The sequence below is a fragment of the Streptomyces sp. NPDC060028 genome, from assembly GCF_042736725.1.
Classification (GTDB): domain Bacteria; phylum Actinomycetota; class Actinomycetes; order Streptomycetales; family Streptomycetaceae; genus Streptomyces.
The window spans coordinates 140,942-164,752 of sequence record NZ_JBHWVJ010000001.1 but is presented as its reverse complement, the minus strand read 5'-3'; the positions used below and the strand labels follow the sequence as shown (position 1 = coordinate 164,752).

At 67.3% G+C, this 23,811-nt stretch carries 16 protein-coding genes and 1 pseudogene; 3 read left to right on the top strand and 14 right to left on the bottom strand.

What is annotated here, in order from left to right:
* Positions 1 to 26: 26 nt before the first annotated feature.
* The 4 genes from ACFWBF_RS00775 to ACFWBF_RS00760 form a co-directional block, all read right to left on the bottom strand.
* On the bottom strand, positions 27 to 1,901 hold the full coding sequence (locus ACFWBF_RS00775) for a hypothetical protein (protein ID WP_385592984.1): 1,875 nt from the start codon (positions 1,899 to 1,901) through the stop codon (positions 27 to 29).
* A 4-nt stretch (positions 1,902 to 1,905) separates the two neighbouring features.
* Entirely contained in the window at positions 1,906 to 3,036 is a 1,131-nt protein-coding gene (locus ACFWBF_RS00770) for a GNAT family N-acetyltransferase (RefSeq protein WP_385592981.1), read from the bottom strand.
* Between the two features lie 228 nt (positions 3,037 to 3,264).
* Positions 3,265 to 5,325 carry a RiPP maturation radical SAM C-methyltransferase gene (locus ACFWBF_RS00765; protein ID WP_385592978.1) on the bottom strand — a complete coding sequence of 687 codons (2,061 nt, stop codon included), beginning with the start codon at positions 5,323 to 5,325 and terminating at the stop codon, positions 3,265 to 3,267.
* Between the two features lie 68 nt (positions 5,326 to 5,393).
* Complete coding sequence (locus ACFWBF_RS00760; RefSeq protein ID WP_385592975.1) at positions 5,394 to 5,585, bottom strand: hypothetical protein; 192 nt, start codon at positions 5,583 to 5,585, stop codon at positions 5,394 to 5,396.
* Positions 5,586 to 5,868: 283 nt separating this feature from the next.
* On the opposite strand from ACFWBF_RS00760, the pseudogene ACFWBF_RS00755 reads away from it, so the two are divergent.
* Positions 5,869 to 6,540: pseudogene (locus ACFWBF_RS00755) on the top strand (IS256 family transposase); the annotation flags it as partial.
* 147 nt (positions 6,541 to 6,687) lie between these two features.
* On the opposite strand, the gene ACFWBF_RS00750 reads toward ACFWBF_RS00755, so the two are convergent.
* From ACFWBF_RS00750 to ACFWBF_RS00740, 3 genes are all read right to left on the bottom strand, one after another.
* A protein-coding gene (locus tag ACFWBF_RS00750) for an IS5 family transposase (protein WP_385592972.1) occupies positions 6,688 to 7,577 on the bottom strand; the annotation gives its coding sequence in 2 pieces (ribosomal slippage) (positions 6,688 to 7,238 and positions 7,238 to 7,577; 891 coding nt in all).
* A gap of 75 nt (positions 7,578 to 7,652) precedes the next feature.
* Entirely contained in the window at positions 7,653 to 8,804 is a 1,152-nt protein-coding gene (locus tag ACFWBF_RS00745; RefSeq protein WP_385592969.1) for a hypothetical protein, read from the bottom strand.
* Between the two features lie 9 nt (positions 8,805 to 8,813).
* Positions 8,814 to 9,923, bottom strand: coding sequence for an ImmA/IrrE family metallo-endopeptidase (locus ACFWBF_RS00740; protein WP_385592966.1), 1,110 nt, complete (start codon positions 9,921 to 9,923; stop codon positions 8,814 to 8,816).
* A 120-nt stretch (positions 9,924 to 10,043) separates the two neighbouring features.
* Here ACFWBF_RS00740 and ACFWBF_RS00735 point away from each other — a divergent pair, with 120 nt between their 5' ends.
* Complete coding sequence (locus tag ACFWBF_RS00735; RefSeq protein ID WP_385592963.1) at positions 10,044 to 12,890, top strand: DEAD/DEAH box helicase; 2,847 nt, start codon at positions 10,044 to 10,046, stop codon at positions 12,888 to 12,890.
* A 282-nt stretch (positions 12,891 to 13,172) separates the two neighbouring features.
* Here the strand turns inward: ACFWBF_RS00735 and ACFWBF_RS00730 are convergent, their stop codons facing one another.
* The 4 genes from ACFWBF_RS00730 to ACFWBF_RS00715 form a co-directional block, all read right to left on the bottom strand.
* Positions 13,173 to 13,691, bottom strand: a complete 519-nt coding sequence (locus ACFWBF_RS00730; protein ID WP_385592960.1) for a DUF6221 family protein — start codon at positions 13,689 to 13,691, stop codon at positions 13,173 to 13,175.
* 335 nt (positions 13,692 to 14,026) lie between these two features.
* Complete coding sequence (locus tag ACFWBF_RS00725) at positions 14,027 to 15,346, bottom strand: UDP-glucose dehydrogenase family protein (RefSeq protein ID WP_385592957.1); 1,320 nt, start codon at positions 15,344 to 15,346, stop codon at positions 14,027 to 14,029.
* A 73-nt stretch (positions 15,347 to 15,419) separates the two neighbouring features.
* Positions 15,420 to 15,857: an NUDIX domain-containing protein gene (locus ACFWBF_RS00720; protein ID WP_385592954.1), complete on the bottom strand. Its 438-nt coding sequence runs from the start codon at positions 15,855 to 15,857 to the stop codon at positions 15,420 to 15,422.
* 28 nt (positions 15,858 to 15,885) lie between these two features.
* The gene (locus ACFWBF_RS00715; protein ID WP_385592951.1) at positions 15,886 to 17,652 is read right to left on the bottom strand and encodes an asparagine synthetase B family protein; all 1,767 of its coding nucleotides are present in this window, start codon (positions 17,650 to 17,652) and stop codon (positions 15,886 to 15,888) included.
* 330 nt (positions 17,653 to 17,982) lie between these two features.
* Between ACFWBF_RS00715 and ACFWBF_RS00710 the strand changes: the two genes are divergently transcribed.
* Complete coding sequence (locus ACFWBF_RS00710) at positions 17,983 to 19,377, top strand: sporulation protein (protein ID WP_385592947.1); 1,395 nt, start codon at positions 17,983 to 17,985, stop codon at positions 19,375 to 19,377.
* Between the two features lie 180 nt (positions 19,378 to 19,557).
* On the opposite strand, the gene ACFWBF_RS00705 is transcribed toward ACFWBF_RS00710, so the two are convergent.
* The 3 genes from ACFWBF_RS00705 to ACFWBF_RS00695 are packed head-to-tail and all read right to left on the bottom strand — an operon-like array spanning position 19,558 to position 23,776.
* Complete coding sequence (locus ACFWBF_RS00705; RefSeq protein WP_385592944.1) at positions 19,558 to 19,977, bottom strand: hypothetical protein; 420 nt, start codon at positions 19,975 to 19,977, stop codon at positions 19,558 to 19,560.
* Entirely contained in the window at positions 19,974 to 22,121 is a 2,148-nt protein-coding gene (locus tag ACFWBF_RS00700; protein WP_385593226.1) for an integrase, read from the bottom strand. Before ACFWBF_RS00700 ends, ACFWBF_RS00705 begins: the two co-directional genes overlap by 4 nt.
* On the bottom strand, positions 22,121 to 23,776 hold the full coding sequence (locus ACFWBF_RS00695) for a hypothetical protein (protein ID WP_385592941.1): 1,656 nt from the start codon (positions 23,774 to 23,776) through the stop codon (positions 22,121 to 22,123). Before ACFWBF_RS00695 ends, ACFWBF_RS00700 begins: the two co-directional genes overlap by 1 nt.
* Between the last annotated feature and the right edge of the window lie 35 nt (positions 23,777 to 23,811).

The following is a 23,811-nucleotide window of genomic DNA, read 5'->3' as shown; positions in this document are numbered from 1 at the left end:
GACGGCTGGATCAGTTCGGGTGGGTGTCAGCCGGCTCCTTTCTCGGTGGAGACGAGTGCGAGGGACGAAGCTCCGGCTCCGACCAGCGCTTGACCGGCCATTAGAAGCTGGGAGCCGGTCATGAACGTGGCGGACACGACGACGGGGACCGGGCGCAGCGGCTCGGAAAGGGCGAACTCTCGGACCGGCGCACCGTCCCGATCGACCGGCCACCGTTGGGTGCGGGTCGGAAAGGGCGCCCTGTACTGCACGGTGACAGCCCCCGCCCACTCGGATGCCAAGTGCGCGTCGAGAAGCCGTACAACGCCGTGAGGGCTGACGTGCAGTGCAACCGTCGCCCCGCGGGGGTGGTCGCGTGTAAAGCCACAGCGCGGGCAGATCTCGAGCACGCGGGGCGACACGCCCGGGACGGCGAGCGTCACCTCATAGACCACTGTGGAGTTCGAGCACGAACCGCAGCGCGGATTGAGGGCGAGCATTCGGCAGTCGCTCGCGAATCTCAACCATAGGTCGCAAAACCGCCCGCGCTGAGCAATGACGTCGACAACAGCGGCGCGCATGGCATCACCGGCGTCCGGTGCGTCGGGGCTGCAGGCATACGCATCCGTTGCGGCTCTGGCCTCGGCAACTCGGTCGGCAAAGTGGTTGAGGCTCGGCGTCGAGCCGACCCGTGGCGAGTCGGCCGCGCTCAGGCTGGCGGAGATCAGAGCGGTCTCGCCGACCGGCCGGGCGGAGGGCCGCGACGGGGCGGCCGTCGAACGGGTCCTGGGCAGTGGGCTGGGCGGTGCAGCGGAACCACCCGGCGGCACTGCGCGCAGGGCTGGGTCTCCGAGCAGGCAGAGGCGCAAGCCAGTGCCCAACTCCGCATGAAGCGTGTTGTGACGCGCAACGGCTTCCCCGAGTTCGACTCCTTCGAACAGTAGCCGGACGAGCAGGTCGGTCGCGCGGTAGCTACCGATCGTGGGTCGCCACGTGGTGACCAACGCTCCCAACCGCGGGCTCTGCATCAGGCGGATGCCGAGGCCGAAGGCCGCATCCACATTGCTGTCGACGGGAGTCACACCGACGCAGGTGTTGAAAACCATGACGCGCGACTCAATAGCGTCGGGGTGCACAGTTGCGCCCGCGTTCACCAGGCTGTCAAGCGAGCGCTCCGTGCGGTAGCAGTAGCGTGTCACCCGGCAGGTAGGCACGCGGGCGGCCGTTTCGGCGTGCCAGGTCTCATCGACCGGGCACAGGATGGCCTCTGAGCCGAAGTCGCCATCGAGGCCATCGGAATGGGTGAATACCGTCAAAATAGTGGCACCTGCGGTCAAGCTGGCCTCTAGCTCCACACGAGTTGCAGCGCTGCCAAGCGCGATGGCGTCAGCCGATTGTTGCGGCTCGAGGTCGACGATGGGAACCACGTCCACCCTGCGACACCCGGCGTCGCCGCCCATCACGGCGGCGGCCGCTCGCGCGAGGACCAGCCGCCGGAGTTGCTCCGCGGACGCGGCGTGCAGGATTCCCGGCGCCCTCGACAGGTGCGGGGCGTAGAGGGCGTCCAACAACCCGCTGCTCAAGCAGCTCTCCAATGTGACCAGGACATCGAAGCGGTCCGGCGGTGGCAACTCCTCGACGTCCTCGACGAGCACCCACGAACGGCCTGTAAGGTGTGCAAATAGCCTCGTATGGGATGCTGCGGCCGCGCCTAGCGCTACGACCAGGCCGTTCGGCGTGCTGGTTGCGCACGACGACGTCTGAGCGAGCGCCGTGTCAACTGGCCGGAACCCGAACGCTTCGCCGACTTCCTCCAACATCGCACGGTCGCCGGGGCCAAGCGGCCAGACGGGGCTGCCGCGTTCGTCCACGAGCTCGGCCGCACCGTCTGGCACCGCAGCGACCGGCAGTCGACGCTCCACGCCCTCAGTCGCTGACCGCATGTCGCTCCGCCTCCGAGTGCCCCGCGGGCGTGACTGACACTGCGCCTGGATTAGCAAATCGGGAAGCCAGCCGGTATGGCATAATCGGTGCGAGAAACTCTGCGGATTGGCCGAGATCACTTCTCGGCACCTCACGGGTCGCCTGGCCACAGAGAGCGGCGTACGCCCTGACATCGTGCACAGCGAATCCGATGGGCAGCGCGCGGGCAAAACCTGGACCGAACTTCAGCTTGAAGCGGAGAAGCGCATCATCAGTCGCGGATGACCGGCCGCCGCCCAGACAGACCCAGCGGCACCCCGTTTCTTGCGCGGTCCGCACGATTGCGTGAGTTAGCAGGTCGTGAGCTCCCTGCAGATGCTTCGGCGCGGCGTTGGCCACAAACAGGGTGTGCGCGACATCCCGCGCCGAAACAACGACCGCTGCGGAGAGTAGTTCGTCGGACACGTCCGAGCGAACGCCCCACAGGCTGACGGCGGGAGATCGCCGGAGGCGAGCGAAGAAGTCGTCGTCGAAGAACCAGCGTTGCGCGGCGCGATTGCGGGTGAGGCAGCGGTCCGCGAGCCGTCGGTAACTGCTCCATTCGAGCGGGGCGCTGTCAACATGCGTAACGCGACAACGGCGACGGGCGCCTCGGATCTGTCGACGACAGCCAGGCGTGTACACCGCGAGCTGCGCGTGATCGTCGCCCTCGATGACAGGCACGTACGAGATTAGGCGTCCCTGCCATACGGTCAGACCCTCCACGTCGACGAACGGCAGATGGTTTGCGCGGTCGGGCTGGAACCGGATTACCTCGGCGACGATGCCTCGCTCCCGGCAAGCCGCGCTATAGGCCTGCCACGCCGACGCAACGAATGCCGTCGGGCATTCCTCAGTCAGAACCGGACCGGCATAGCCGAAGAACGGTTCCACATCCCGCCAGCCGCTCGTTCCGACCGGTGTGGACACAATTACGTGCAGCATTGCGTGCCGGCCCTCGACGCAGAGGACGGATTCCCAAGCGTTCGCATGCAGGGCGGTCAGTACGTCCTCGCGCAGGAAGGCGTCAAGGTCAACCCCGAATAGGTCCGACACCCGTGACGCGTGAGCGCCCCGCTCCCACGTCACCTCCACGCCAACACCTCGGCTTCATGTGTCGAGATGTCGGTCACCAACAGCCAACGATGAGCAGTTGGCCCAATACCTCGTCCGGTGCGTCCTCGGCAAGTGTCCAGCGCCGGGCCGAGGCGGGCAGGGCCTCGATGTCCGGGGCAGCTTCCGGCTGGCAATCCTCTGTCGGGTCGTTCTCGTCCGGGCACATCCCTACACCTTTTCCGCGTCGACGCAACGTGGCCTAGCTCTTCACGACATCGCAGGATCGGAGCGACGGTTCATAAACTCCTCCAAAGCAGCAGGGAACCTCGGGGGGCGCGGGTAGACGAACCAACCACCTGGGTAGCCTTCCTCGTTCTTCCAGGGCAGGTTTGGCATCTCCCCGCGCACCGCGAGCGCGAGGTACCGCTGACCGAGGCGTACCAGGAGCCGTGCTTCGACGAGCGCATCCAACTGTCGCTGCACTTCCTCGACCCGTACGGGTGACCCTCCGTCGGTGATGAGCTCACCGTGCACCCGTTGGACCGTGGCGGCACGATCGCACGCACGGTGAACCCGGTGCGCGAGCCCGGCGAGGACGACCTCTCGTGAGGGAGCCACCGGCCGGGTGTCCAGAATCGTAGTGCGGTCCGCCTCCTCTGTCATCCGGAGCACCGCAGGATCTGGTGAGCGGAACAGTCGGACCCATCGGCGAACCTCGTCTTGGAGCGCGTCTCGTCCCGGGCCGCCGAGTGAGGGCAAGTTGTCCTTGACGTCGAGCCCGTGCCGGAAGGGATTGAGGTGTACCGGATCCTGTCCGGCGGTCTCGAAAAAGTAGACGAGGTCCTGCAGTGCTGACTGGTCGAACGGATAGAGATAGGAGTACGGCCAGGACGGACTCAGACTGAGGCCGAAGTCCTGCGGGCGTGCCTGGTAGGGGCTGAAGCGATCGAACCGGATCGCCCGCACGTCGTTCGGTGGCTCCAAGTGGCTGACTAGCGGCAGCAATTCCGCCATCTCACGGAACCACTCGTCGCGCTCGCCGGGGAGGCCACACAGCATGTTCCAAGAAATGTGGATACCTAAGCCGCGGCTCCACTTGAGGACCTGTAGGTTCAGCCACCCCCAAGTGCCCTTGTCCATTAGTCTGAGCACATCGTCATGGAGGCTCTCAATGCCTGCCACGAGCCATCGCGCACCGGCCGCGTGCAGAGCCTCAAGCTGGCTATAGTTCACATTAGCCTTGATCTCCAAGTAAAGCTCATACCTGTCCTCGTCGGGAAGATCCGCGAGCGCAGGGAGCAGGTCCCGGTAGTAGGCCTGATCGAGAATATTGTCGGCGACCAAGAACCGTTTCAGCCCGTACCTCGATGACAGAGTGCGTAGCTCGAACTGCACCCGCTCCGCAGTCTTGGCACGAAATGTCATTGCTCCGCCGTTGAGCCCGCAGAACGTACAGTGGTGGACCGCCCCCCACCAGCAGCCACGAGCCGTCTCTACGACTAGCCCCGGCGTGATGCAGTCACGGTCGCGATATGCCGCCAGCGAGTCAAAGTAGTCGTCGAAGTCCGGGATTGGACAGTCCTCAAGGCTCTGCTCCATCGACCTCGGCGGCGTCGCCGGTGCTGCTGAACCGACCATCGGCAATGCCGAACGCACCGCTCGAGAGGCCAACACGCCATAAGGCAGGTCTCGCGTGGGCGGCTCACCCGCCTCGGACAGCAGGCGCTCGCACAGCTGTGGAAAGACGGTTTCTCCCTCACCAGACACCACATAGTCCAGCCACGGAAAATGGCGTGCCATCGCGACACCCATGGTGCCCTCACAGTTGGCACCACCCACAACCGTGGTTACATGCGGAGCCAGAGCCTTGATCCGTCTGGTCAACGCAAGCATCGCGCAGTTCTGGTTGAACGTAGACGAGACGGCGACGATACGTGGTGAGCCCGAGAGAACGGCCGCGCTCTGCTGCTCAATGAAAGCTTCGGCCTCGTGCCGGGCGAAGAGGAGGTAGCTACGGCCGAATTCGCGCCCCTTCTCATCCTCCACGGCGTAGAACGAGTCAAGTACCCTGTCGAGATAGTCCTCGCGCTCGGGCTTGAAGTGCGGGAACGCGACATGCGCGAAGACCCACTCGCCGAGCATCTCCTCTCGCACCCACGCCAGCTTGCTGTACAACTCGAGGCCGACCCGCTCAGCGAAATCGAAGGTCGTATAACGAACCTCGCAGTCAATGCTCCGCTGCGTCAGGCCAGCCTTCAGGAGGCCTAGCGCCAACGACGGCCGCTCGAGGGCTCCGAAGGGCACGTACACCAAGGATACATCTGGCAAATTACCCACCTCAACGGAAACCTGCAAACCCGACCACGCTGCGTTCACATACGAGTCAGGTGTGGCCGCTACCAGTAATCCAGAATGTGAGTTACATCGATGTTGGTTCGAAGCATTTCTGCTCGCACCGCCTGGAAGTCCGCCTTGGCGCGATCCAACTCCGCAAGCAATTCGTACCCGCGGGACGCCACCTCGGCCTGCCTCGCCATTAGATCTCGATGCTCGGGCTTGATCTCACTGGATTGACCTGTGTCTGCCATGCCTGCCTCCGAATAGCACTCCCGCACTCCCGCGGGTGGATTGCCGACAAAGTAGCAGGGTAAATCCGGCATCCACATGCTACACGCCGTACAGTAGTCGACACAAGGGGTAGTCAAGGGCTCGCCTACTGGCGCACCGTCAGTCTGTTGATCTGCTCACCGAAGGTGACCTTCGGACAGCCGGGGTTCTCGCAGTACAGGCGTCACACCGACAGGTCAATCACGACCGGCCGGCCACCCACCGCCTCGTCAGCGACATGCCGCACATACCGGCTGCGCTCCCGTGGTCATCGCGACCGGTGTCACCGAGGACGGCGGCCGTGAGGTCCTCGGCGTCATGGTCGGGGACAGTGAGACGGAGGTCTTCTGGAGCGAGTTCCTTCGCTCGCTGCGCGAACGCGGCCTGAGCGGTGTCCGCCTGGTGATCTCCGACAGTCACAGCGGTCTGGTCAAAGCGATCCGCAAGGTCATGATCGGAGCCGGCTGGCAGCGGTGCCGCGTTCACTTCGTGCGCAACGTGTTCGCCGTGATCCCGAAGGGGTCCGCGGAGATGGTCGCTGCGACGATCCGCACGGTCTTCGCCCAGCCGACCGCCGACGCGGTCCGGGCCCAGCTCGACACCGTCGCGGACATGCTCGGCCGGCAGTTCCCCAAGGTCAAGGAGATGCTGCTGGGGGCGAAGGAGGACCTGACCGCGTTCGCGGACTTCCCCGATCAGCACTGGAAGAAGATCCAGTCGACCAATCCGCTCGAACGTCTGAACCGGGAGATCAAGCGGCGATCCGACGTCGTCCAGGTCTTCCCGAACACCGCAGCCGTCACCCGCCTGGCGACGGCCGTCCTCGTCGAGCTCCACGACGAGTGGATCGCCTTCCCCCGCCGCTACCTCTCCATCGAGAGCATGGACAGCCTCTATCCGGACAACACCACCTGCCTGCCCGGCACTGCCGAATGATCAGCCACACCACACCAAGGGACATGACCCCGCCTGCCTCTACACCCGGCACAGGATGGGCAAATGGGCCCGCGAAACAGACTGCTTAGCCATGCGTATTTGGCCCATCCGTGGCCACGACCGTCCTACGCAGTGTCTGTCAAATGATCACCTGGCTGGTTCGCGGAGCCAGAGGATCAGCGAGGCCAGGACGACTCCGGCGCGGTAGCGGTCGGCGAGCTTGTCGAACCTGGTCGCGATCGCGCGGAACTGCTTGAGGCGTGCGAAGCATCGTTCGACCACGTTGCGGTCGCTGTAGAGCTCCTTGTCGAAGGTGGGCGGGCGGCCGCCGAGGCGCCCTCGGCGTCGGCGGTTGGCTGTTTGGTCGCGGCGCTCGGGGATCGTGACGGCGATGCCCCGACGCCGCAGCAGGTGCCGGATCGCTCGGCTGGAGTAGGCCTTGTCGCCCAGGACTCGGGTCGGTTTCGTGCGTGGGCGGCCGGTGTCGGCTCGCGGAACGCGGATCCCGTCGAGGACCTGGGCGAATGCGGTGGCGTCGTTGACGTTGCCGGGCGTGAGCACGATGGACAGCGGCAGGCCCCGGCCGTCGACGGCGAGGTGGACCTTGGTGGTCAGCCCGCCTCGGGACCGGCCGAGGGCCTGGCGCGTCTGCGAGCCGACCGGATCTTCCAGTTCGTCCCCGTCCGCAGCCCCCTTTTACGTGCGCCGGCGGCGTGCTGGTGGGCACGGTTGATCGTGGAGTCGACGGCGACGGACCATTCCACCCGGCCCACCGTGTCGTCGCGGACCTGTACATGCTCCAACAGCCTTGCCCACGTGCCGTTCGCCTCCCAGCGGGCAAACCGCTCATAGACGGTCTGCCACGGCCCATACCGCTCGGGCAGGTCACGCCACGGAGCCCCGGTCCGCAGCCGCCACAGCACACCGTTGACCACCTGCCGGTGATCACGCCACGGCCGACCACGCCCGTCCGCCTGCGGCAATAAGGGCTCTATCCGCTCCCACGCTGCGTCCGTCAACTCACCTCGACCTGCCACAAGATCAATTATCAGACAAGCCTTAGTGAGGCGCGGCGCCCCGTGGCACTCTGGCGTGCGGCCGGAGAGACCGCGCTAGGAAGCAGGCAGCGTCGCCCAAGCCGCCAGGGGCGGCGGCGGCTGGAAGCCCTTCTTCGCCGAGAGCCCGATCCGCTGGTTCTCGAGCGGGTAGCGGTTGATGGCAGCGGCACACTTCTCCTGCCACCAGGACTTCCGCTTCGGCCCCGATTCGTAGCCGGCCAACTCGCCTACCCACGTGCTCCAGGTGAGGATGTTGTGGTCCTCGGCTTCGACGCGTGTCTCGCTGTCGGTCTTCCAGAAGCGGTCGAGTCCACGCCCGTTGCAGACCTCGCAGAGGCAGGTCGCCGGCTCGGCGTTTGCGTAGCGGTTCGCGAGCGATTCGGCGCCTTTGAAGCACATGAGCTCCGGCATCAAAACGCTCGGGTACACCGGGCCATTCGGTTTGCTGACCTTTGCTCGCTCGCCGGGCGCCACGCTGTGTCGCACGGAGCTTGAGACACCGATGCCAGCACAGAGGGCGCCGTGGGCCATCGCGTCGAGGGCCGCCAGGTCCGTCCGCAGCAGCATCATGTCCTCGGCCTCGGAAATGACACGGCGGAGGTTCGCAGGGATGACCTTGGCGTGCTGCAGCGGATCGAACTGGCCGACCAATACCAGGGCCTTGGGCTGGTTGATGCGCTGGCAAGCGGCGATGAGCTGGTCGACGCGCTCGTTGCCGAGCCAGGTGACATCGACGGGCAGGGTTACGACGGTGTCAACGCGCTCGATGCGTTGCGCGGCGCGGATCACCGCCTTCAGCGGCTTGGAGGCTGCGGGTGCGATGTAGCCCGTGGGCGTCAGGGCGGCGCTGGCCCCTGCGGCCTTCTGGAAGCCGAGCGTGTCATCGAGGGTTGCGAAGATCAGGTCGTGAGGCAGGAGGAACGGCTCATCCTCGGTCGCCGTATAGGTTGTGTACGGGGCGCTGTCGATCAGCATGGTGCCGGTGAAGCCCGCCTCGGTCCGGAGCTTGAACGCGCGCGTTTCGGCGTTGTCGCCGGTCATCACTACGCCACCGAGGTCGCTGTCGATCGCCTCGCGCTGGCGCGGGATGAAGCGCGAGTGCTCGTGCAGCAATACGCGCCCCGCCAGGATCGGAGTTGCAGGGACGCTGGCATCGAGTACCCGCAGAGCAGGCGGGCGCTGTCCGAAGGGTGCGGGGTTGCTCAAGAGGTCACCTCACAGGTGGGCCGGAGTCACAACGGCCCCGGACGGAGAGGAAGCGCACAAGTAGATCTCGTGGAACTCCTCGTGACCCAGGCCAGCCAGATGGGCCGCATGGGTCAGGTCGAGGTGGTGCTGTTGCTCAAGCCGGGTTACGACCCGAGCGATGTGGCGCGGGGTTTCGCGCTGAACGGTGACGGGTTCGACGGTTCGGTAGCCGAGCGCCGACATTTCGACCATGAGGTTGCGGTACTGCCATTCGCTGACGACCCCGAGGGAGAGCGCCCGCCTGATGAGCGCTGCCATCGAGACGCCCCACCTGGTCTTGAGCTCCATGAGTCGCTGCAAGTCAACGCCCGGCTTGAGCTCGGGGAAGATCGAGTCGTGCGGCATGAGGAACTCGGCCGCGAAGCGGTCGGCCTGCTGCTCCTGGACGCGCCCCTCCCCGGGTTCGGTGTGCATCACGACATGCCCTAGCTCGTGCGCCAGGCTGAAGCGGAAGCGGTCACCTGGCGCGGTTGAGTTGAGTAGGAAAAGCGGGGGGCTACCGGCCTGCCACTGGCTGACGGCGTCCAGATCCGCCGTTCCCAAGTCCCGGACGACCACCGACGCGCCGGCGCCCTCTATCACCGACACGAGGTCGTCGATGGGCCCGCGGCCGATGCCCCACTCTTCACGCAGTGCGGCAGCCGCATCCTCGGGGGTGTCCAGGTCGTCGATGTCGATATGCCGGAAGCGGTGGTTGCCGAGGTCGGTCAGCGGCGCCGTGAGCGACTCGACCTGCAGGCGGGTCAACATCAGTGTCGCGTGGATGCGGCGGAGGCTCGTGGCCCCCATCGAGGCGCGCTTCCGGTGGTGGACCAAGCCAACGCCTACGCCGTGAGTGTCAGTGGTGCGGCATAGCATTTCAGGTGTGTATCCGAGAGCTTCTGCGTACAGGGCGAGGCGATCGTCCTTCACCTGTAGGCGGCCGGCTTCGGCTCGGCTCACGTAGCCCTGGGAGACCCGGTTGGCGCCGTCAAGCCGCGACATCGCGACTGCGAGGTCTGCTTGCGTCATCCCTCGGGATTCGCGAGCCAGCGCAAGCATGGCGGGCACGGCTACCAGGTCCTCCTGAGCTTCCATCGGCCACCCTCCCATCCTCAGGCTGTTCGCCAAGTATACACACGATCATTCCTCGCTCTAGTGCTCCAAAATATTCCGAACTCAACCCGGTGCGATGGCGCCTGACGTGGCGGCATAGTGATGACGGCTCGCCACGACGGCGCAGGACGTCGTGTTTGCCGACCGGCCGACGGGTGCTGTGCACCCCACTGGGGCAGGGTCTGCTCCGGCTGCCCTCCTGCGGCCCGTGGCGCTCAGGCGGGTGGGAGATCTGCAAGCTCCTCATGCGCAAGCCGTGCGAACTGCTATGAATGGGCCGCGGTGAAGCGGGAGTCTGATCTCCCGACAAGAGTCATGGGGCGGAGGGGCGGCGTGGCATTCAAGCGAGGGCAGACGGACTCGGTTGGAGTTCCGAGCGATCCGGAGCAGTTGTACCGGCTGTTGGCGCGGGGGAACCGTGGGCCGGCGTCTGTTTGGGGGCACCAGTCGAAGGTCATGGAGCACTGGCACAAGGAGTTCCGCGACAAAAGTGACGTCGCGCTTGAGCTACCGACCGGTGCGGGCAAGACCCTAGTCGGCGGTCTGATCGCCGAGTATCTGCGACGGGCGGACGGGCGACGAGTCGCATACCTGTGCCCCACGCGGCAGCTGGCTGTGCAGACGGCCCGGAAGCTGGACGACTACGGTATCCCGCCGTCGCTTCTCATCGGCCAGTCGAAGGACTGGGACCAAGTCGACCTCACGCGCTTTCAGGCCGGGGGCTCGATCGCCGTTAGTACTTACAGCCACGTCTTCAACGCGCGGCCGAGGATCGATGCAGCCGATGTCCTGATCCTTGACGATGCCCATGCGGCCGAGGGCTACGTCGCCAAGCCCTGGAGCCTGCGGATCCGCCGACGCTCCCACGAGAGCGCGTACAAGGATGTGCTCGCCGCCCTGAGCTCCGCCCTGGACCCTCTCCTGCTACCGCATCTGCGGTCCGAGAACCCCGGGGACCAGTACCGCACGGGGATCTACCTGGCCTCTCCCGCGGCAGTTGCTGCCCAGGCCAACCACGTGGAATCAGTCATCCGGGATGCTGTTGCTCACCGCAAGGTCAGCGACGACGCCATGTACGCCTGGAAGTTTCTCGAGACCCACGTGGCCGACTGCCTGGCGTACGTGTCGTACCGCGAGATCCTCATCCGCCCACTCATCGCCCCCACATTCCAGCACGAGGCCTTCAACAGCCCGAAGCAGCGCATCTACATGAGCGCCACGCTGGGGGCCGGCGGAGAGCTCGAGCGCGCATTCGGGCGGCCTAGGATCCATCGCATTCCGGTGCCCGCAGGGTGGGACAAGGAAGGCACCGGGCGGAGGTTCTTCGTCTTCCCAGAGATCGCCCGAGACCTGGCCTCGGATCCGAAGGCAGTCGCACCGTTCGTTCGCCGAGTCATCGAGCAGGCAGGACGCGCAGTCGTACTGACCCCCGAAACCCGAGTAGCCGACAAGTTCCGCGAGCACTACCTTCCGGAGAACTACCGCACCTTCACCGCACAGCAGGTCGAGGAAGACCTCGCTGCCTTCACCTCAGAACCTGCAGCCGCGCTGGTTCTGACGAACCGCTACGACGGAGTCGACCTCCCGGACGACGACTGCCGACTGGTGGTGTTCACTGGCCTGCCGGCCAAGGGGGACCTTCAGGAGCGCTTCCTCCATGAATCCGTCGGCGCCGACGAAGTGCTCCGCGAACGCATTCGTGCACGCATCCAGCAGGGTGCTGGCCGAGCCACACGCAACCTCCGCGATCACGCTGCAGTTCTTGTTCTCGGCCGCAGCCTGACGTCCTATCTGGCCCGCCAAGACATCCAGGCATCGATGCACCCCGAAATCCACGCTGAGCTGGAAGTCGGAGTCGATGCATCACTCGGCCAGTCCTCGGACGACGTCTGGAGCAACCTGGCGATCTTCAACAACCAGGGCCCTGATTGGCAGGGGGTCGAAGAGGACATCGTCCGAAACCGAGAAACCTATGACCGGCAGGACGGGCCCGGTGCCGCAGCGCTCCAGAAAGCAGTCCGTAGCGAGGTCGCGGCTGCAAACGCCCTCTGGTCCAAAGACCACCAGTTCGCACTCGCCTCGATCAAGAGTGTGACTGACCAGCTGCGCAACGCTCAGACGCCGAAGCGATACAGCTCGCTGTGGAGCTACCTCGGCTTCTGCGTGGCCCACCGTCTGGCGGAGGCCACCGGGGAGGCGCAGTTCCAGCAGACTGCAGCAAGCTACTTCAGAGAAGCACGGCGGAACAGCCTCGGCGCAACGTGGTTTGATCGCGTCGCCCCAGTCGCCGCCCCTCTCGCGGCCGCGGTGGAAGAACTCGATCCGACGGACGAAGCAGCCATGAACACCATCCTGGCTGCGAAGGACCTGTGGCTTCCTGAAGCCTTCCAAGCGGCACTTTCGAGCAGAGCGGGACTCCAGCAGACGGATCCCGACCCATACGAGGACGGCCTGGTCCACCTCGGGCGCCTTGCCGGCGCCAGCAAGAGCTATGGAGATCCTCGCGACGGCAGCGCCGCCAAGCCGGATGCCGTGTGGATCTTTGACAGTGCCCGATGGGTCATCTGGGAAGCGAAGAACCAAGCAACGGAAACCGGTGAGATCGGTGCCGAACAGGCTCGGCAAGCTGGCGGCCACCGGCGAACCACGGAGAAGGCGGAAGGCGCTGTGGCGCCAGGAGACTCCATCTGTGTCCTGGCCTCCCCCAAGAAGAAGGTGAACGACGGCGCCTACAACGTTGCCGAAGAGAACCTCTACTGGGTACGGCCGCCCCAAGTTCTTGCGCTGTTCGACACGCTCACGCGTGCCTGGCAGGACGCGCGGGCCCGCGGCCTGGGCGCGACGAGCACCGCCGAACTAGCGGCGGTGTTCCGGGAGCACCGAGCGCTGCCCTCTCAGTGGCTCCCCACCCTCCGACAACATCCTCTGTGGCGTACGCCGGAAGAGTAGTCACAGCGCGTCCCTCGAGTCGGCCATAGCCAGTGCCGCATCAGGCATCGATCACGGCAGCGGTGCAGGCTCGGGCGGCACTGAGCGACAGCAGCAGTCTTCGGGCTCCCGGCCGTCAGGGCCATTTGCAGCGTGGCGACCGGGAGCCCTTGGAGACTGAAGGACCTTGACCGTGGCCGTGCTCGTCGCCTCTGGCGGATCAGCGCTTGCGGCGGCGGAGCTGGAACACCACGCTCCTCAGGGGCCGGATATCAATGGCGGGGTTGGGTCCGGCGGGGCCGTTCACCACTCCCGCAGCAGCCAGGCAGGATCGAAGTCGGAATGGTCCCGGTAGGCCATCGCGAGCGCTCTGACTGCGTCACGCAGGACTGCCCTTGCATTGCTGTCGGCGGCCTCATAGAGGTCCACCACCAGGCGGCGGGACTCGAGATTGCCCCAGACGTGCGGCGGGTTCCAAGTGGCCAGGTGCGTGGCAATGTCCCGTTGGGCGTGAACCACGGGCTGGTCATGATCGTCGATGACGGTACCGCTGCGAGGCGGGTGGTGCCGCCACGAGGTTCCGTCGCCGCTGGTGCCCTGCTCGTCCTCGTCGAGACGGGCATGCACGAATGTCACCAGCGACTCATGTCTACGCCGCTCCGGGTCGCGGGACTCAAGAATCGGGCCTGGCTGAAGCGGATCGGGGGCCTCAGCGGGGCAGTAGGTCAGCCATCCGGTGCGGCCCCGCCGTAATGTGCCTGTCCCAGGCAGCAAGACACGCCGGCAGTGGGCGCAGTAGTCCTCGTACTTGTTCGTCGCCATCGTTGACATTGTGCCGCTTGCGGTCGGCCGCGCGGAGGGGCTGGGGGCCGGCGTGACGGTCGCGATTGCGCTGGCGGGGTTCCTACCGCCTGGCCATGCGCTCATAGGCCGTCCGGCGGGCTGCAGTCGGCCGGACGGCTTGCGGGCCCTCTGGTAAGTCAGGGGCCCCTGATGCAGGAAGCGGCAGACTCAGTCCCGTCAGTCCCGTCAGTCCCGTTTTGGGGCTTTGCTCGGAATTCTGCCCCTTCCGCCCCTGTCGCCCTGCGGCGCATGGCGAACACAAGGCCGTGACCAGCGCGATTGCCTGGTCACGGCCCGTCGTGGTGGTGAGGGACTCAGGGGCGGCCAAGGGTTCGGGTGATCCAGCCGGCGTCGCGCCACTGGTCGGTGTTGAGGGTGCCGCGGGCGTCGATGACCTTGGGGCTGGTGGTGCGTGTGGCGAGCCGCTTGGGGTCGATGGTCGAGAACTGGTGCCACTCGGTGAGGTGCAGCAGCAGGTCCGCGTCATCGACGGCGGCGATCGGGTCTTCGACGTAGTCGAGCTCGGGGTGCAGCTTGCGGGCGTTGTCGAGGGCCTTGGGGTCGGTGACGGTGACGGTCGCGCCGAGGTCGTGGAGAGCCTGGGCGACGGCGAGGGCCGGGGAGTCGCGGATGTCGTCGGTCTCGGGCTTGAAGGCGGCGCCCCAGACGGTGATCCGCTTGCCCCGCAGGTCGGTGCCGAGTTCCTCGCGGGCGAGGTCGATGACGCGCTGGCGGCGGCGGGCGTTGACTGTGGCGGCTTCGCGGAGCATGCCGACGGCCTCGCCAGCGTCGAGTTCGTTGGCGCGGGTGATGAAGCCGGCGAGGTCCTTGGGCAGGCAGCCGCCGCCGAAGCCGAGGCCGGGCCGCATGCCGTGGCGGCCGATGCGGTGGTCGTGGCCGAGGATGTCGGCGAGTTCGGCGACGTTGGCGCCGGACTTCTCGCAGACCTCGGCCATCGCGTTGACGAAGGAGATCTTGGTGGCGAGGTAGGAGTTCGCGGCGCCCTTGGCGAGCTCGGCGGTGGCCCAGTCGGTGACGATCGTCGGCGTCCCCGACTCGATGATCTTGGCGAACGCCTGCCGCAGCAGGGCCTCGCCCCAGGAGTGGCCGGTGTTGAAGCCGAGGACGAGCCGGTCCGGCCGGAGGGTGTCATCGACCGCGAAGGACTCGCGGAGGAACTCCGGGTTCCAGGCCACCTCGATGAGGTCCCCGGCCGGTGCCATCCCCTGGAGGAGTTCGGCGACGCGGGGTGCGGTGCCGACCGGGACGGTCGACTTGACCGCGATCACGGCTGGCCGGGTCAGGCCGGGGGCCAGGCGGGTGACGGCGTCGAAGAGGTGGGTGAGGTCGTAGGCGTCGGTGCCGGGCTGCGGTGGGGTGCCGACGCCGATGAAGTGCAGGTCGGCGAAGTCGGCGGCCTCGCCGTAGGAGGCGGTGAAGCGGAGCCGGCCGGAGGCGGTGTGCTTGGCGAGGAGGTCGTCCAGGTCGCGTTCGAAGAACGGGGCCTTGCCGGAGTTGAGGGTGTGGACCTTGTCGATGTCGGAGTCCATGCCCAGGACCTCGTGGCCGAGTTCGGCCATGCAGGCCGCGTGGGTGGCGCCGAGGTAGCCGCATCCGATGACGGTCATCTTCATGCTCGGGGTCGTCCCTTCGGGTGGAGCCGCCATGGGCGGCCCCACCCTTGCCCCGCCCGGAAGGGCGGGGTGATCAGGAGGGCCTGGCGGCCAGATAGCGGTTGATCCCGTCCCGGATGAACGGCGGGATCGTGAGGATGTCGAGGTGCTCGGGCGCGAAGAACTGGAGCTTGACGCCCTCGGCGAGTGGGAGGCGGGTCTCGTCGCCGTCCCAGCGGGCGGCGAAGAAGGTGATGATCTGCCCGGAGCCGCGATGGTCGGTGATCTCGAACAGCCCGGTCAGAGTGTTGGCGGCCAGGCCGGCTTCTTCGTCGAGTTCGCGGACGATCGCGGTGGACGGGTCCTCGCCGGGGTCGCAGCCGCCTCCCAGGAGGCTCCAGTGGGCGGGCCAGGCGATGTGGGGGAGGTCGTCGCGAAGGTGGAGGAGGAGTTCGCCGCGGCGGTTGGCGATGATCGCGACGGCTCCGCGGGCGGCGGCCGACTCCTCGGTGGCGGTGGTCTCGGAGTGCATCCCCTCACCGTAGTAACGGAGTTGAGGATCATGCGGCAGCCCTCACGGTCTGGTCAGAAAACCAAGCCGCTGCCATGAGGGCCTGCATGCGGGTGCGGTCGAAGCGTCCGCCGGGTTTCAAACCCCCCTCGAGGAGGGGGCGGAACGCGGGCGGGGCATCGGTGAGAGCCATGCGGATCTGGGTGTCTGCCCAGTCCGCGAGGTTGTCGTTGAGCCAGGAGGGGACCGGGGAGGCGAAGCCGAGCTTGTCCCGGCTGGCCCAGACCTCCTTCGGCAGGCCGAGGGCCTTGGCGGCGTCCCGCAGGATCCGCTTGCCCTGGGCCGGGTCAGCGATCTTGTGCTCGACGGGGAGCCGGTAGGAGAACTCGACCAGGTCGCGGGCGAGGTAGGGGGAACGGCGTTCGAGCGCGTAGGCGGAGGCGAGCTTGTCGCTGGTCATCACCAGCGGCCTCCAGGCCGTCGCTAGATCCGCCAGGGTCAGGCCGCGGGCAAGGTCCCCGCCCGCGCGGGCCATCGCGTCGGCGACGAGATCACGGAGACGGCCGTCCGGGTCCGGGCCCCGAAGGATCAGCCGGGTGACCGCCTCCGCCGGGTCCAAGGGCTCGTCGGCGGCGTGCATGAGCTTGGCGGCCAGCGGCCGGTAAGCCTCCAGCCCGGCGTTCAGGACGGCATCGGGGCCGAAGAGGACCAGGGCCTGGCGGACGTATCCCATCAGGAACTCGTCCGGCCCGAGGCCGCCGACCACGACCTTGAGGCCGAGGTCGGAGATCTTCTGGTAGGCCATGTGCTCCGAAAAGGTGCTGGCATTGCCCATCGGGTAGTCCAGGGCCCGCATCATGTGCGGCAGAGCCTGGGTGAAGTCGACGTGGTCCGGCTCGACCACCACCAGCTCGGCCTTGATGTCCCGGGCGATCACGGCGGCCGTGGACGATTCGTCCAAGCGGTCCTGGCCCGGGTAGCGGACCGTGACGCAGACCGGGGGCTGCATCAGGTAGGCCAGCACCGCCGAGTCCAGCCCGCCGGAGAGAAGCAGGGCGAAGTCGCAGGCCGGGGACCTGAGCGGGATCTGGTCGGCCAGGATCGTGGAGAACTTCGCCAGGGCCTCGTCGTAGCTGCCGGTGAACGGGCACCGGTCCTCCAGATGCCACCAGGTCATCTGGTCGATCGAGCCGGTAGTGACGTCGAAGGACAGCAGCGTGGCAGGCGCCAGCAGCTGGATCCCCTGGAACGGGGTGTCGACCCCGGTCGGGGTCTCGATCGCGGTGACCTCCGGCCGTAAGACCAGCGGGGCCGATCCGTAGCCGGTCAAGGAGGTCACTTCGGAGGCGAACGCGAGCCGGCCGCCGTCCAGCCGCCAGTAGAGCGGCTTCTCCCCAAGCCGGTCGCGGGCCAGGAACAGCTTCGCAACCCTCGGGTCATAGACGGCGAGGGCGAACATGCCGTCCAGGCCGTCCAGGCAGGACGGGCCGATCTTGGCCCAGGCCCGCAGCAGGAAGTGGGCGTCCGACTCCCGGTCGTGGACCTCGATGCCCCAGGCGGCGGCCTGGGATCGCCAGTTGTAGATCTCGCCGTTGAAGGCCAGCAACAGCCCGGTGGCCCGGTCGAGGTAGGGGCCGGGCATGGCCTGCGGGTCGACGATCAGCAGCGTGTTCATGGCCAGCACCGCCCGGCGGTCGCTGCTGGCGGCGTGCATGGTGCCGTCCGGGCCGCGGTAGTGCTGCGAGGCACCCATCGCGGCGACGGTCTTCTCGTGCCGGACGGCGTCGCCTCCGGCCAGTCCTGCAATTCCGCACATCTGGTTCACCCCCGAGCGTGAAGTCGTGGTGCCTTGGCGGCGGCCACCACCGGGAGCCCTTCCTGCCGTCCCGGCGGTGGCCTGCGTCCTCATCACACCGGCTAGCCCGATCACCAGGGAGGGCTCGCAGGGGGGCTCACAACTCGCAAAGCAGGTTCACCCAGGGTCCGCATGGCAATACGCTCAGTGCCTCAAGACGCGGGAAGCGCGTGCGGCTTCCCGTGCCCAGCCGGAATGCGTACGACTGAAAATGCCATGTCGACGCAGGCCGGCCCCGTGGCGTTTCCTCGTCAGCACCATGTTGCTGACCTGGTGGAAAAGGGGATTCGGGTGGCGTCGACCAGCCGCCGGAAGCGTCCGCCCAACGCGGACCTGGACCGGCTCATCGAGACCTGCGGCGCGAGCCACAAGTCTCTGGCCCTGCGGGTCAACCAGCTCGCCCAGCAGGCCGGGCTGGAGACTGACTACTCGCATACCTCCATCGCGAACTGGTGCCAACGGGGCATGATCCCCAAGTGGCCGGTGCCCACCTTCCTCGCGCAGGCGATCGCCGAACGGCTCGGCCGTCCGGTGGCGCTTGGCGAAATCGGTATGGGCGAGGCCGAGACACCGGACGCGGATGTGGGGTTGGATTTCCCCCGGGACCGTGCTGACGCGGTCCGAGTGGCCACGTCGTTCTGGAGTTTCGTGAACCGCCGCGACTTCTTAACCGGATCCGGCTTCGCCGTGTCCGCGTTCACCACCCCCGTGACCCGCTGGCTGGTCACCCCCGCCGATGATGCCGCAGATGTGGCCGGCGGCAAGAAGCAGGTCGGCCGGGCCGACCTGGAAGAACTCCGGGACGCGGCCGACGAGGCCCGCCGCTGGGACTCCAAATACGGCGGCGGGAACTGGAAGGCCAACTCCGTCACCGTCTGCCTTCAGGAACGGGCCGCCCCGCTGCTGCGGGGCTCCTTCACCGACGCGGTCGGCCGCGACCTGTTCTCCGTCACCTCCGAGCTGTCCCGGCTGGCCGGGTGGACGGCCTTCGACGTGGGCCAGCACGATGTCGCCCAAAGGCACTTCATCCAGGCCCTCCGCCTGGCCCGCGCGGGCGGGGACGTCCAGCTCGGCTGCTATGTGCTGACCACGATGGCGATGCAGTCGCTGCTTCGGGGCTTCGGCTCCGAGGCCGTCGATATGGCCCAGGGCGCCTTCGAACGTGCGAAGGGCCAGGCCGCCCCGCGTGTCCTGGCATTCACCAAGCTGATCGAGGCCCGTGCCCATGCCCGCGAGAGGGACGCCAGGGCCGCCTCACGGGCCCTCGCCGCGTCCGAGGACCTCATCAGCCAGGCCGACGAGAGCACCGGTGACGAGCCGGCCTGGATCGACTTCTATCACCACGCCCGCCTGTCCGCGGATGCCGCCGAGGTCTTCCGCGACCTGAAGAACCCGAAGGCATCGCTGGCCTGGAATCAGCGGGCCGCTGCCATGCCGTCGGGGGTGTTCACCCGTTCGGTGGGGATGCGGCTGGCGATCGTGGGGACTGCCCATCTCCAGGCCCGCCAGCTCGACCAGGGCCTGGAGCTGGGCCACCGCTCCGTTGACATCCTCGCCCGCGTCCAGTCCTCCCGGGCCAAGGACTACGTCCGCGAGTTCAACACCGCCCTCGCCCCCTGGCGGCGGGAGCCGGCCGTCCGCGAGTTCATCCACCGCACCCGCACCGAACTCGGCGTCGCCGCCTGAGCACGTTCCCCGTACTTTCCCCCCTCGAGGGGGGAAAGTACGGGGAAACGTCCCCGGTTGCGTACGACTTCGTCGTGCACCGCCGCGTACGGATATCTGTGCTCAGCCGTTTGTTCGAGCAGTGCCAGCATCAGCGCGAGCGGGTTCCTGCGGATGGAACGGTCGTCCGCTCCGGGGTTCTCAGCGGGCGGGTGGGCGCAAGGGGACCACGTTGTCGGGGGCCGGGGCAGGGACGGCTTCCGGTGACGCTTCCTTCCCCTGGGTGGTGAGAACGGCATTGGCAAGAGTCAGGCGGGTCACCAACTGGCGGAGCTCTTCGAGCTCGGTGTTCTGGTTGGTGATGGTCTTCTTGAGCTTGGCCACGGTTTCCCGCAGCCGCTTCTCAGGTTCCGGGATCTGCTGGGTTTCGCTGCGGACGCGCTCGTAGAACTCGTTCTTCAGATCCGAGTGCCGCTTCATGAGGGCCATGCGGTGGACGCCGGCCTCAGCGGCGAGCGCAACGACGGTGAGACTGCCGTTGGAGGCGGTGGCCTGCCCGGCCAGAAGCCGGTCCATCGCCTCACGGATGAGGGTGCGTTCTTCCTGGTTCTGCTGGTTCATGTCAGGGCCTCGACGGTCTGCGCGGTGGCGTCGTGGGTGTCGGCCATCTTGCGGAAGTTGTCTGCATTGCGCCGCATCCGTTTGGCAAGCTTCTCCGGGAGGACGACGGCCTTGCGGTCGACTTCGTCAGCCTTATGCCGCAACTGCCGTGCATAGGTATCAGTGCGGACGGCGTTGCCGCAGCCCTGCTGGCAAGCGTATTGCCGTGGCGCCGTCGCATCCGGATCTGGATCGCAGAGGGCGTTGTCGCGCTTGAACACGCAGATCAGGAACGAGTCCGGATTGTCGTAGAGCACGACGCCATCACGGGCCAGGAAGGCCGCTGCCTTCTTCGCGAACGTGTGGGGGACGATGCGGCCCTCGAAGTGCGGAGTGGTTGCCGCGGCGGTGACGGCCCGTCGGGAGGCGGGGCCGGATATCTTCTCGCCGGCTGCGATGCGGTCACGCAGCCGGGCCGCGGTGTCGGCGGCAGCAAGCGCGGTTTCGACGTCGAGGACGCCGTGGATGCCGCGGCGGCTGCGCGTGCCATAGCCGCTTGAGGTGCGGGCGTCCAGGACCGTGCGCATGTGTCCGTAATGAATGGCGAGGGCGACCAGCCCACCGGGGCGGCGGGCGATGTGCCAGGCCAGGGTTCGTCTGAAGCGCGACATGCCGACCGCGCCGTGCGGGTCCCTGGGGATAGCCTGCTCGGGCAGTCCATGGGCGTGGGCTTCGCGGTTGGCCCACGCGATGAAGTCCTCGATGCGCCTGTTCAGGCCGCTGTGCTTCAAGGCGCCGTGGAAGCGGCGCTGGCCGGCGAAGTCGTGGTGGGCGGCGCTGAGGAGGAGTCCGCCGGCGGGAACCATGCGCTCCAGGACGCGGATGGCGTGAACGACGGGCGTGATGGCCACCCATGGGACTTCCCGCTCCTCCCCGGCGGAGATGTGGTTGCCGTCGTCGTCGGTGACGTTCTTGTAGTGGTGACCGCGAATGAGGTGCCGGCCGGGGGTGCCGTCGGCAGCGAGTTCAGGATCGGGGCAGCAACCGGACTGCAGACCCTGGACCTCCTGAGGACGCATGCCTGTCAGGTAAAGACAGATGATCACAGCGGCCGTGCCGAGCTGTCTCATCAGCGTGGCGGCCTCGTTGAAGTCCAGGTGGTCGCGCCAGGGCTTCTGGCCGATCCGCCCGGTGACCGGCACCTGCATCGGGCAGGGGCCTGGCCGCTGTGCGGCCAGCGCGGTGAGTTCGAAGTCATTGCTGAGCCGGTCGACCTGGCCGATGCTGGCGCCGGTGGTGGCAGCAAGGAACGTGCGGGCCAGCCGGTGGGTGCCTTGGAGCTCGGTGCTCGGCAGCGGGGCTCCGCTGTCGACGAGGGGAAGTAGGTATCCCTTCAGCGCGGTCCGGCCCTCGGGACTGGCCCCGTTGGCGCCGGCCAGAGCGGTAAGGCGGCGGTTCTCGGCCCAGGCGGCCAGGATGTCGCCGGCGAAGTCCTCGACCACCCGGATGGCCCACATCAGCAGCGGCCCAATGACCTGCGGATCGAGCGGCTCGGTCGTGTTCTCCACGCCGTCGGCGGCGGCGTGGGACGCAGGAAGGAAGTCGTCGACGCCTTCGGTGTCCCAAGGCGGACGGGTGACACCCAAGGGGCGGGCGGTGAGCTGGTCGAATGCCCAAAGGCCCGTCAACCGGCTGAGGATCTTCTCGGCATGGCGCCGGTCGGAGATGCGTGCCCAGCGCTGGGAGGCGTAAGCACGCCACTCGCGGTCGGTGCAGGCGGAGAGATCCGTGACGCCCTGCTTATGGAGCCATCGGGCGAGCCGTATCCATTCGCGGCATGTCTCCTGCAGGGAGCCGGCGGCATGCCGGGACCGGGCCCTGGCCCCGCGGGTTTGTAGGTAGGTGGCGCGCAACTCTCCGTTGATCATGGTCCAGGTGAGCTGCTTCACCTGATCACGCAGCTCCGTGGGACATGCCTTCCAGGAGATCGAGGCGATGGCCTTGCCGGGGTTGTCGATCAGCGGGCCCAGTGACCAGATGATGTCCTGGTATCGGGAGTTGGGGCGCCGATTGCCGGGCCGGATCCATCGCGGAAGCACGACAGGGCTCTCCGCGGTGGGCATGGGCAGCGAATACGGGTCGTCCTCGACGGCGAGGGCGGTCATCACGGGGCGACACTTCCTTCCAGCAGAAGATCGATCAGCACTCGGTCGGTCTCCTCGACCCGGGCCAGCGCGGCCCTCCAGGCGGCGGGGCCGACCTTGTCGCGCAGGTCCTCCAGCCGCAGCAGGTGATCGCGCCAGTGTTCGTTCCAGACATGATCGGGAAGAGCGGAACGCAGGCTCTGCAGCCGCTGGTGGAGGTGGGCCAGCCGCGGGTGGTGCCCGGGGTGAACGTGAGCGTTGCGGCAGGCCAGACAGAGCAGGTAGTCCGCCGCGCATCCCCCGTCCGAGGCCGGCCAGGGGCTGGACGTCTCGTCCTCGCAATCAGCTGTCGCCGTCTCCTGGTGTTCCGGTATCGGGACCTGGCTGAGGTGGCCGATGAAAACGGTGCTACGTGCTTGTTCCAGCGCATCCAAGGCCCCGTCCTCGAACACTCCGTGCGAAGCGCGCTGGACATGCTTGTCGGGCAGGACGTAGACGCTCTCGTGGGTGCCCCGCGTGTGCTGCAACGGGCGGCCCTCACGGGTCACCGTCGTCCTGCGGGTCCGCTGGAAAGGCGAACCGCCCAACTGGTGGCCTTTCGCCCAGTGCCTCGCGTCACCGGAAGACACGCCGAAGACGAGGGGGCCGACCGGGCGGGGCCGGTCGAGCTCATGGAGTTCGTTCCCGGGCTGAACCGTGCGCGCGGTCATCAGCAGGTCGACCCCCGGTGCCAGACGGGCGGCGAGCCGGCGGCCGTGCGCGGTCGCCTCCAGTGCCTGGGTGATCAGCCGCCCGGGAGAATCGGCTCCTGAGTCGGTGATGTTCTCCGTGGAGAACCAGCGCCCTCGGCCGGCCCGGCGTTTTTCGACCTGAACCTGGTAGGTCACCGTCCTGGACTCGCCGGCCGACGGCATCGTCGTGGGCGTCGGCATGCGGTCGTAGGCGGACAGGTTCCACCCGAACCGGTCGGTCAGCAGCACCGCCAGTGCCGTCAGATCCCCGCGCGTGAGGAACAGAAGACCCCATGTGCGCTCAGCACCCAGGCCGCCCAGCAGCCTGCGGTTCCTCACGTAGTACTGGCCGCTGGGCGCGAGAGCGCGGGGGACATCGCCGGTGTGTGCGATGTGCTCGAGGACCTGGCCGATGCGCCATTCGCGGCTGCCCGCGGACAGTTCCCCGGCCCGCCAGCGCTCCAGCAGCTCGGTGTTCTCCCGAATGCGCATCAACGCGGCCCGGAACTGCCGCTGGGCCGCCCGCAGCACCCGCTCTCGCTCCGCCTCGTCATAGGACTGCTTACTGGGCCTGGCCTGGGGGATGCGGCGGGCGAGCTCCTCGGCGACCGGGCCGGTGCCCATCCGCGGGTCCCTCCGCAGAAGAGAGCGGACCGACTGCAAGGTGGTCCTGCCGGTGTTGGAGACGATGTGCTGGGCTCGCCAGCGCTTGAGCATGGCGGCCGTCAGGTCCTCCAGGTCCTGCGGCACCTTCTCCAGCTCTGAAAGGAAGCGTGCGAACAGCACCACCTTGCCCCAGGAACTGTCCGCGCTGCCGTGGCTGGTCCAACTGCGGGACTGCTCGGCGAAGACGGCGGCCAGGGACCGCTGCATCGGCTCGGCGACGGGAAGACCGGCGAAGTCGAACCCCTTGCTATGGCCCGCTTTGTTGACCACGGTCACCACGAGCCCGTCCGAAGCAAGCGGCGGCTCGGTGCGGT

Excerpts from the sequence above, each read along its gene's own strand:
- ACFWBF_RS00700 (WP_385593226.1), bottom strand. The coding sequence starts at position 22,121 with ATGACCGCCCTCGCCGTCGAGGACGACCCGTATTCGCTGCCCATGCCC.
- ACFWBF_RS00720 (WP_385592954.1), bottom strand. The coding sequence starts at position 15,857 with ATGCACTCCGAGACCACCGCCACCGAGGAGTCGGCCGCCGCCCGCGGA.
- ACFWBF_RS00740 (WP_385592966.1), bottom strand. The coding sequence starts at position 9,923 with ATGGAAGCTCAGGAGGACCTGGTAGCCGTGCCCGCCATGCTTGCGCTG.
- ACFWBF_RS00760 (WP_385592975.1), bottom strand. The coding sequence starts at position 5,585 with ATGGCAGACACAGGTCAATCCAGTGAGATCAAGCCCGAGCATCGAGAT.
- ACFWBF_RS00730 (WP_385592960.1), bottom strand. The coding sequence starts at position 13,691 with ATGGCGACGAACAAGTACGAGGACTACTGCGCCCACTGCCGGCGTGTC.
- ACFWBF_RS00725 (WP_385592957.1), bottom strand. The coding sequence starts at position 15,346 with ATGAAGATGACCGTCATCGGATGCGGCTACCTCGGCGCCACCCACGCG.
- ACFWBF_RS00735 (WP_385592963.1), top strand. The coding sequence starts at position 10,044 with ATGACGGCTCGCCACGACGGCGCAGGACGTCGTGTTTGCCGACCGGCC.
- ACFWBF_RS00715 (WP_385592951.1), bottom strand. The coding sequence starts at position 17,652 with ATGTGCGGAATTGCAGGACTGGCCGGAGGCGACGCCGTCCGGCACGAG.
- ACFWBF_RS00705 (WP_385592944.1), bottom strand. The coding sequence starts at position 19,977 with ATGAACCAGCAGAACCAGGAAGAACGCACCCTCATCCGTGAGGCGATG.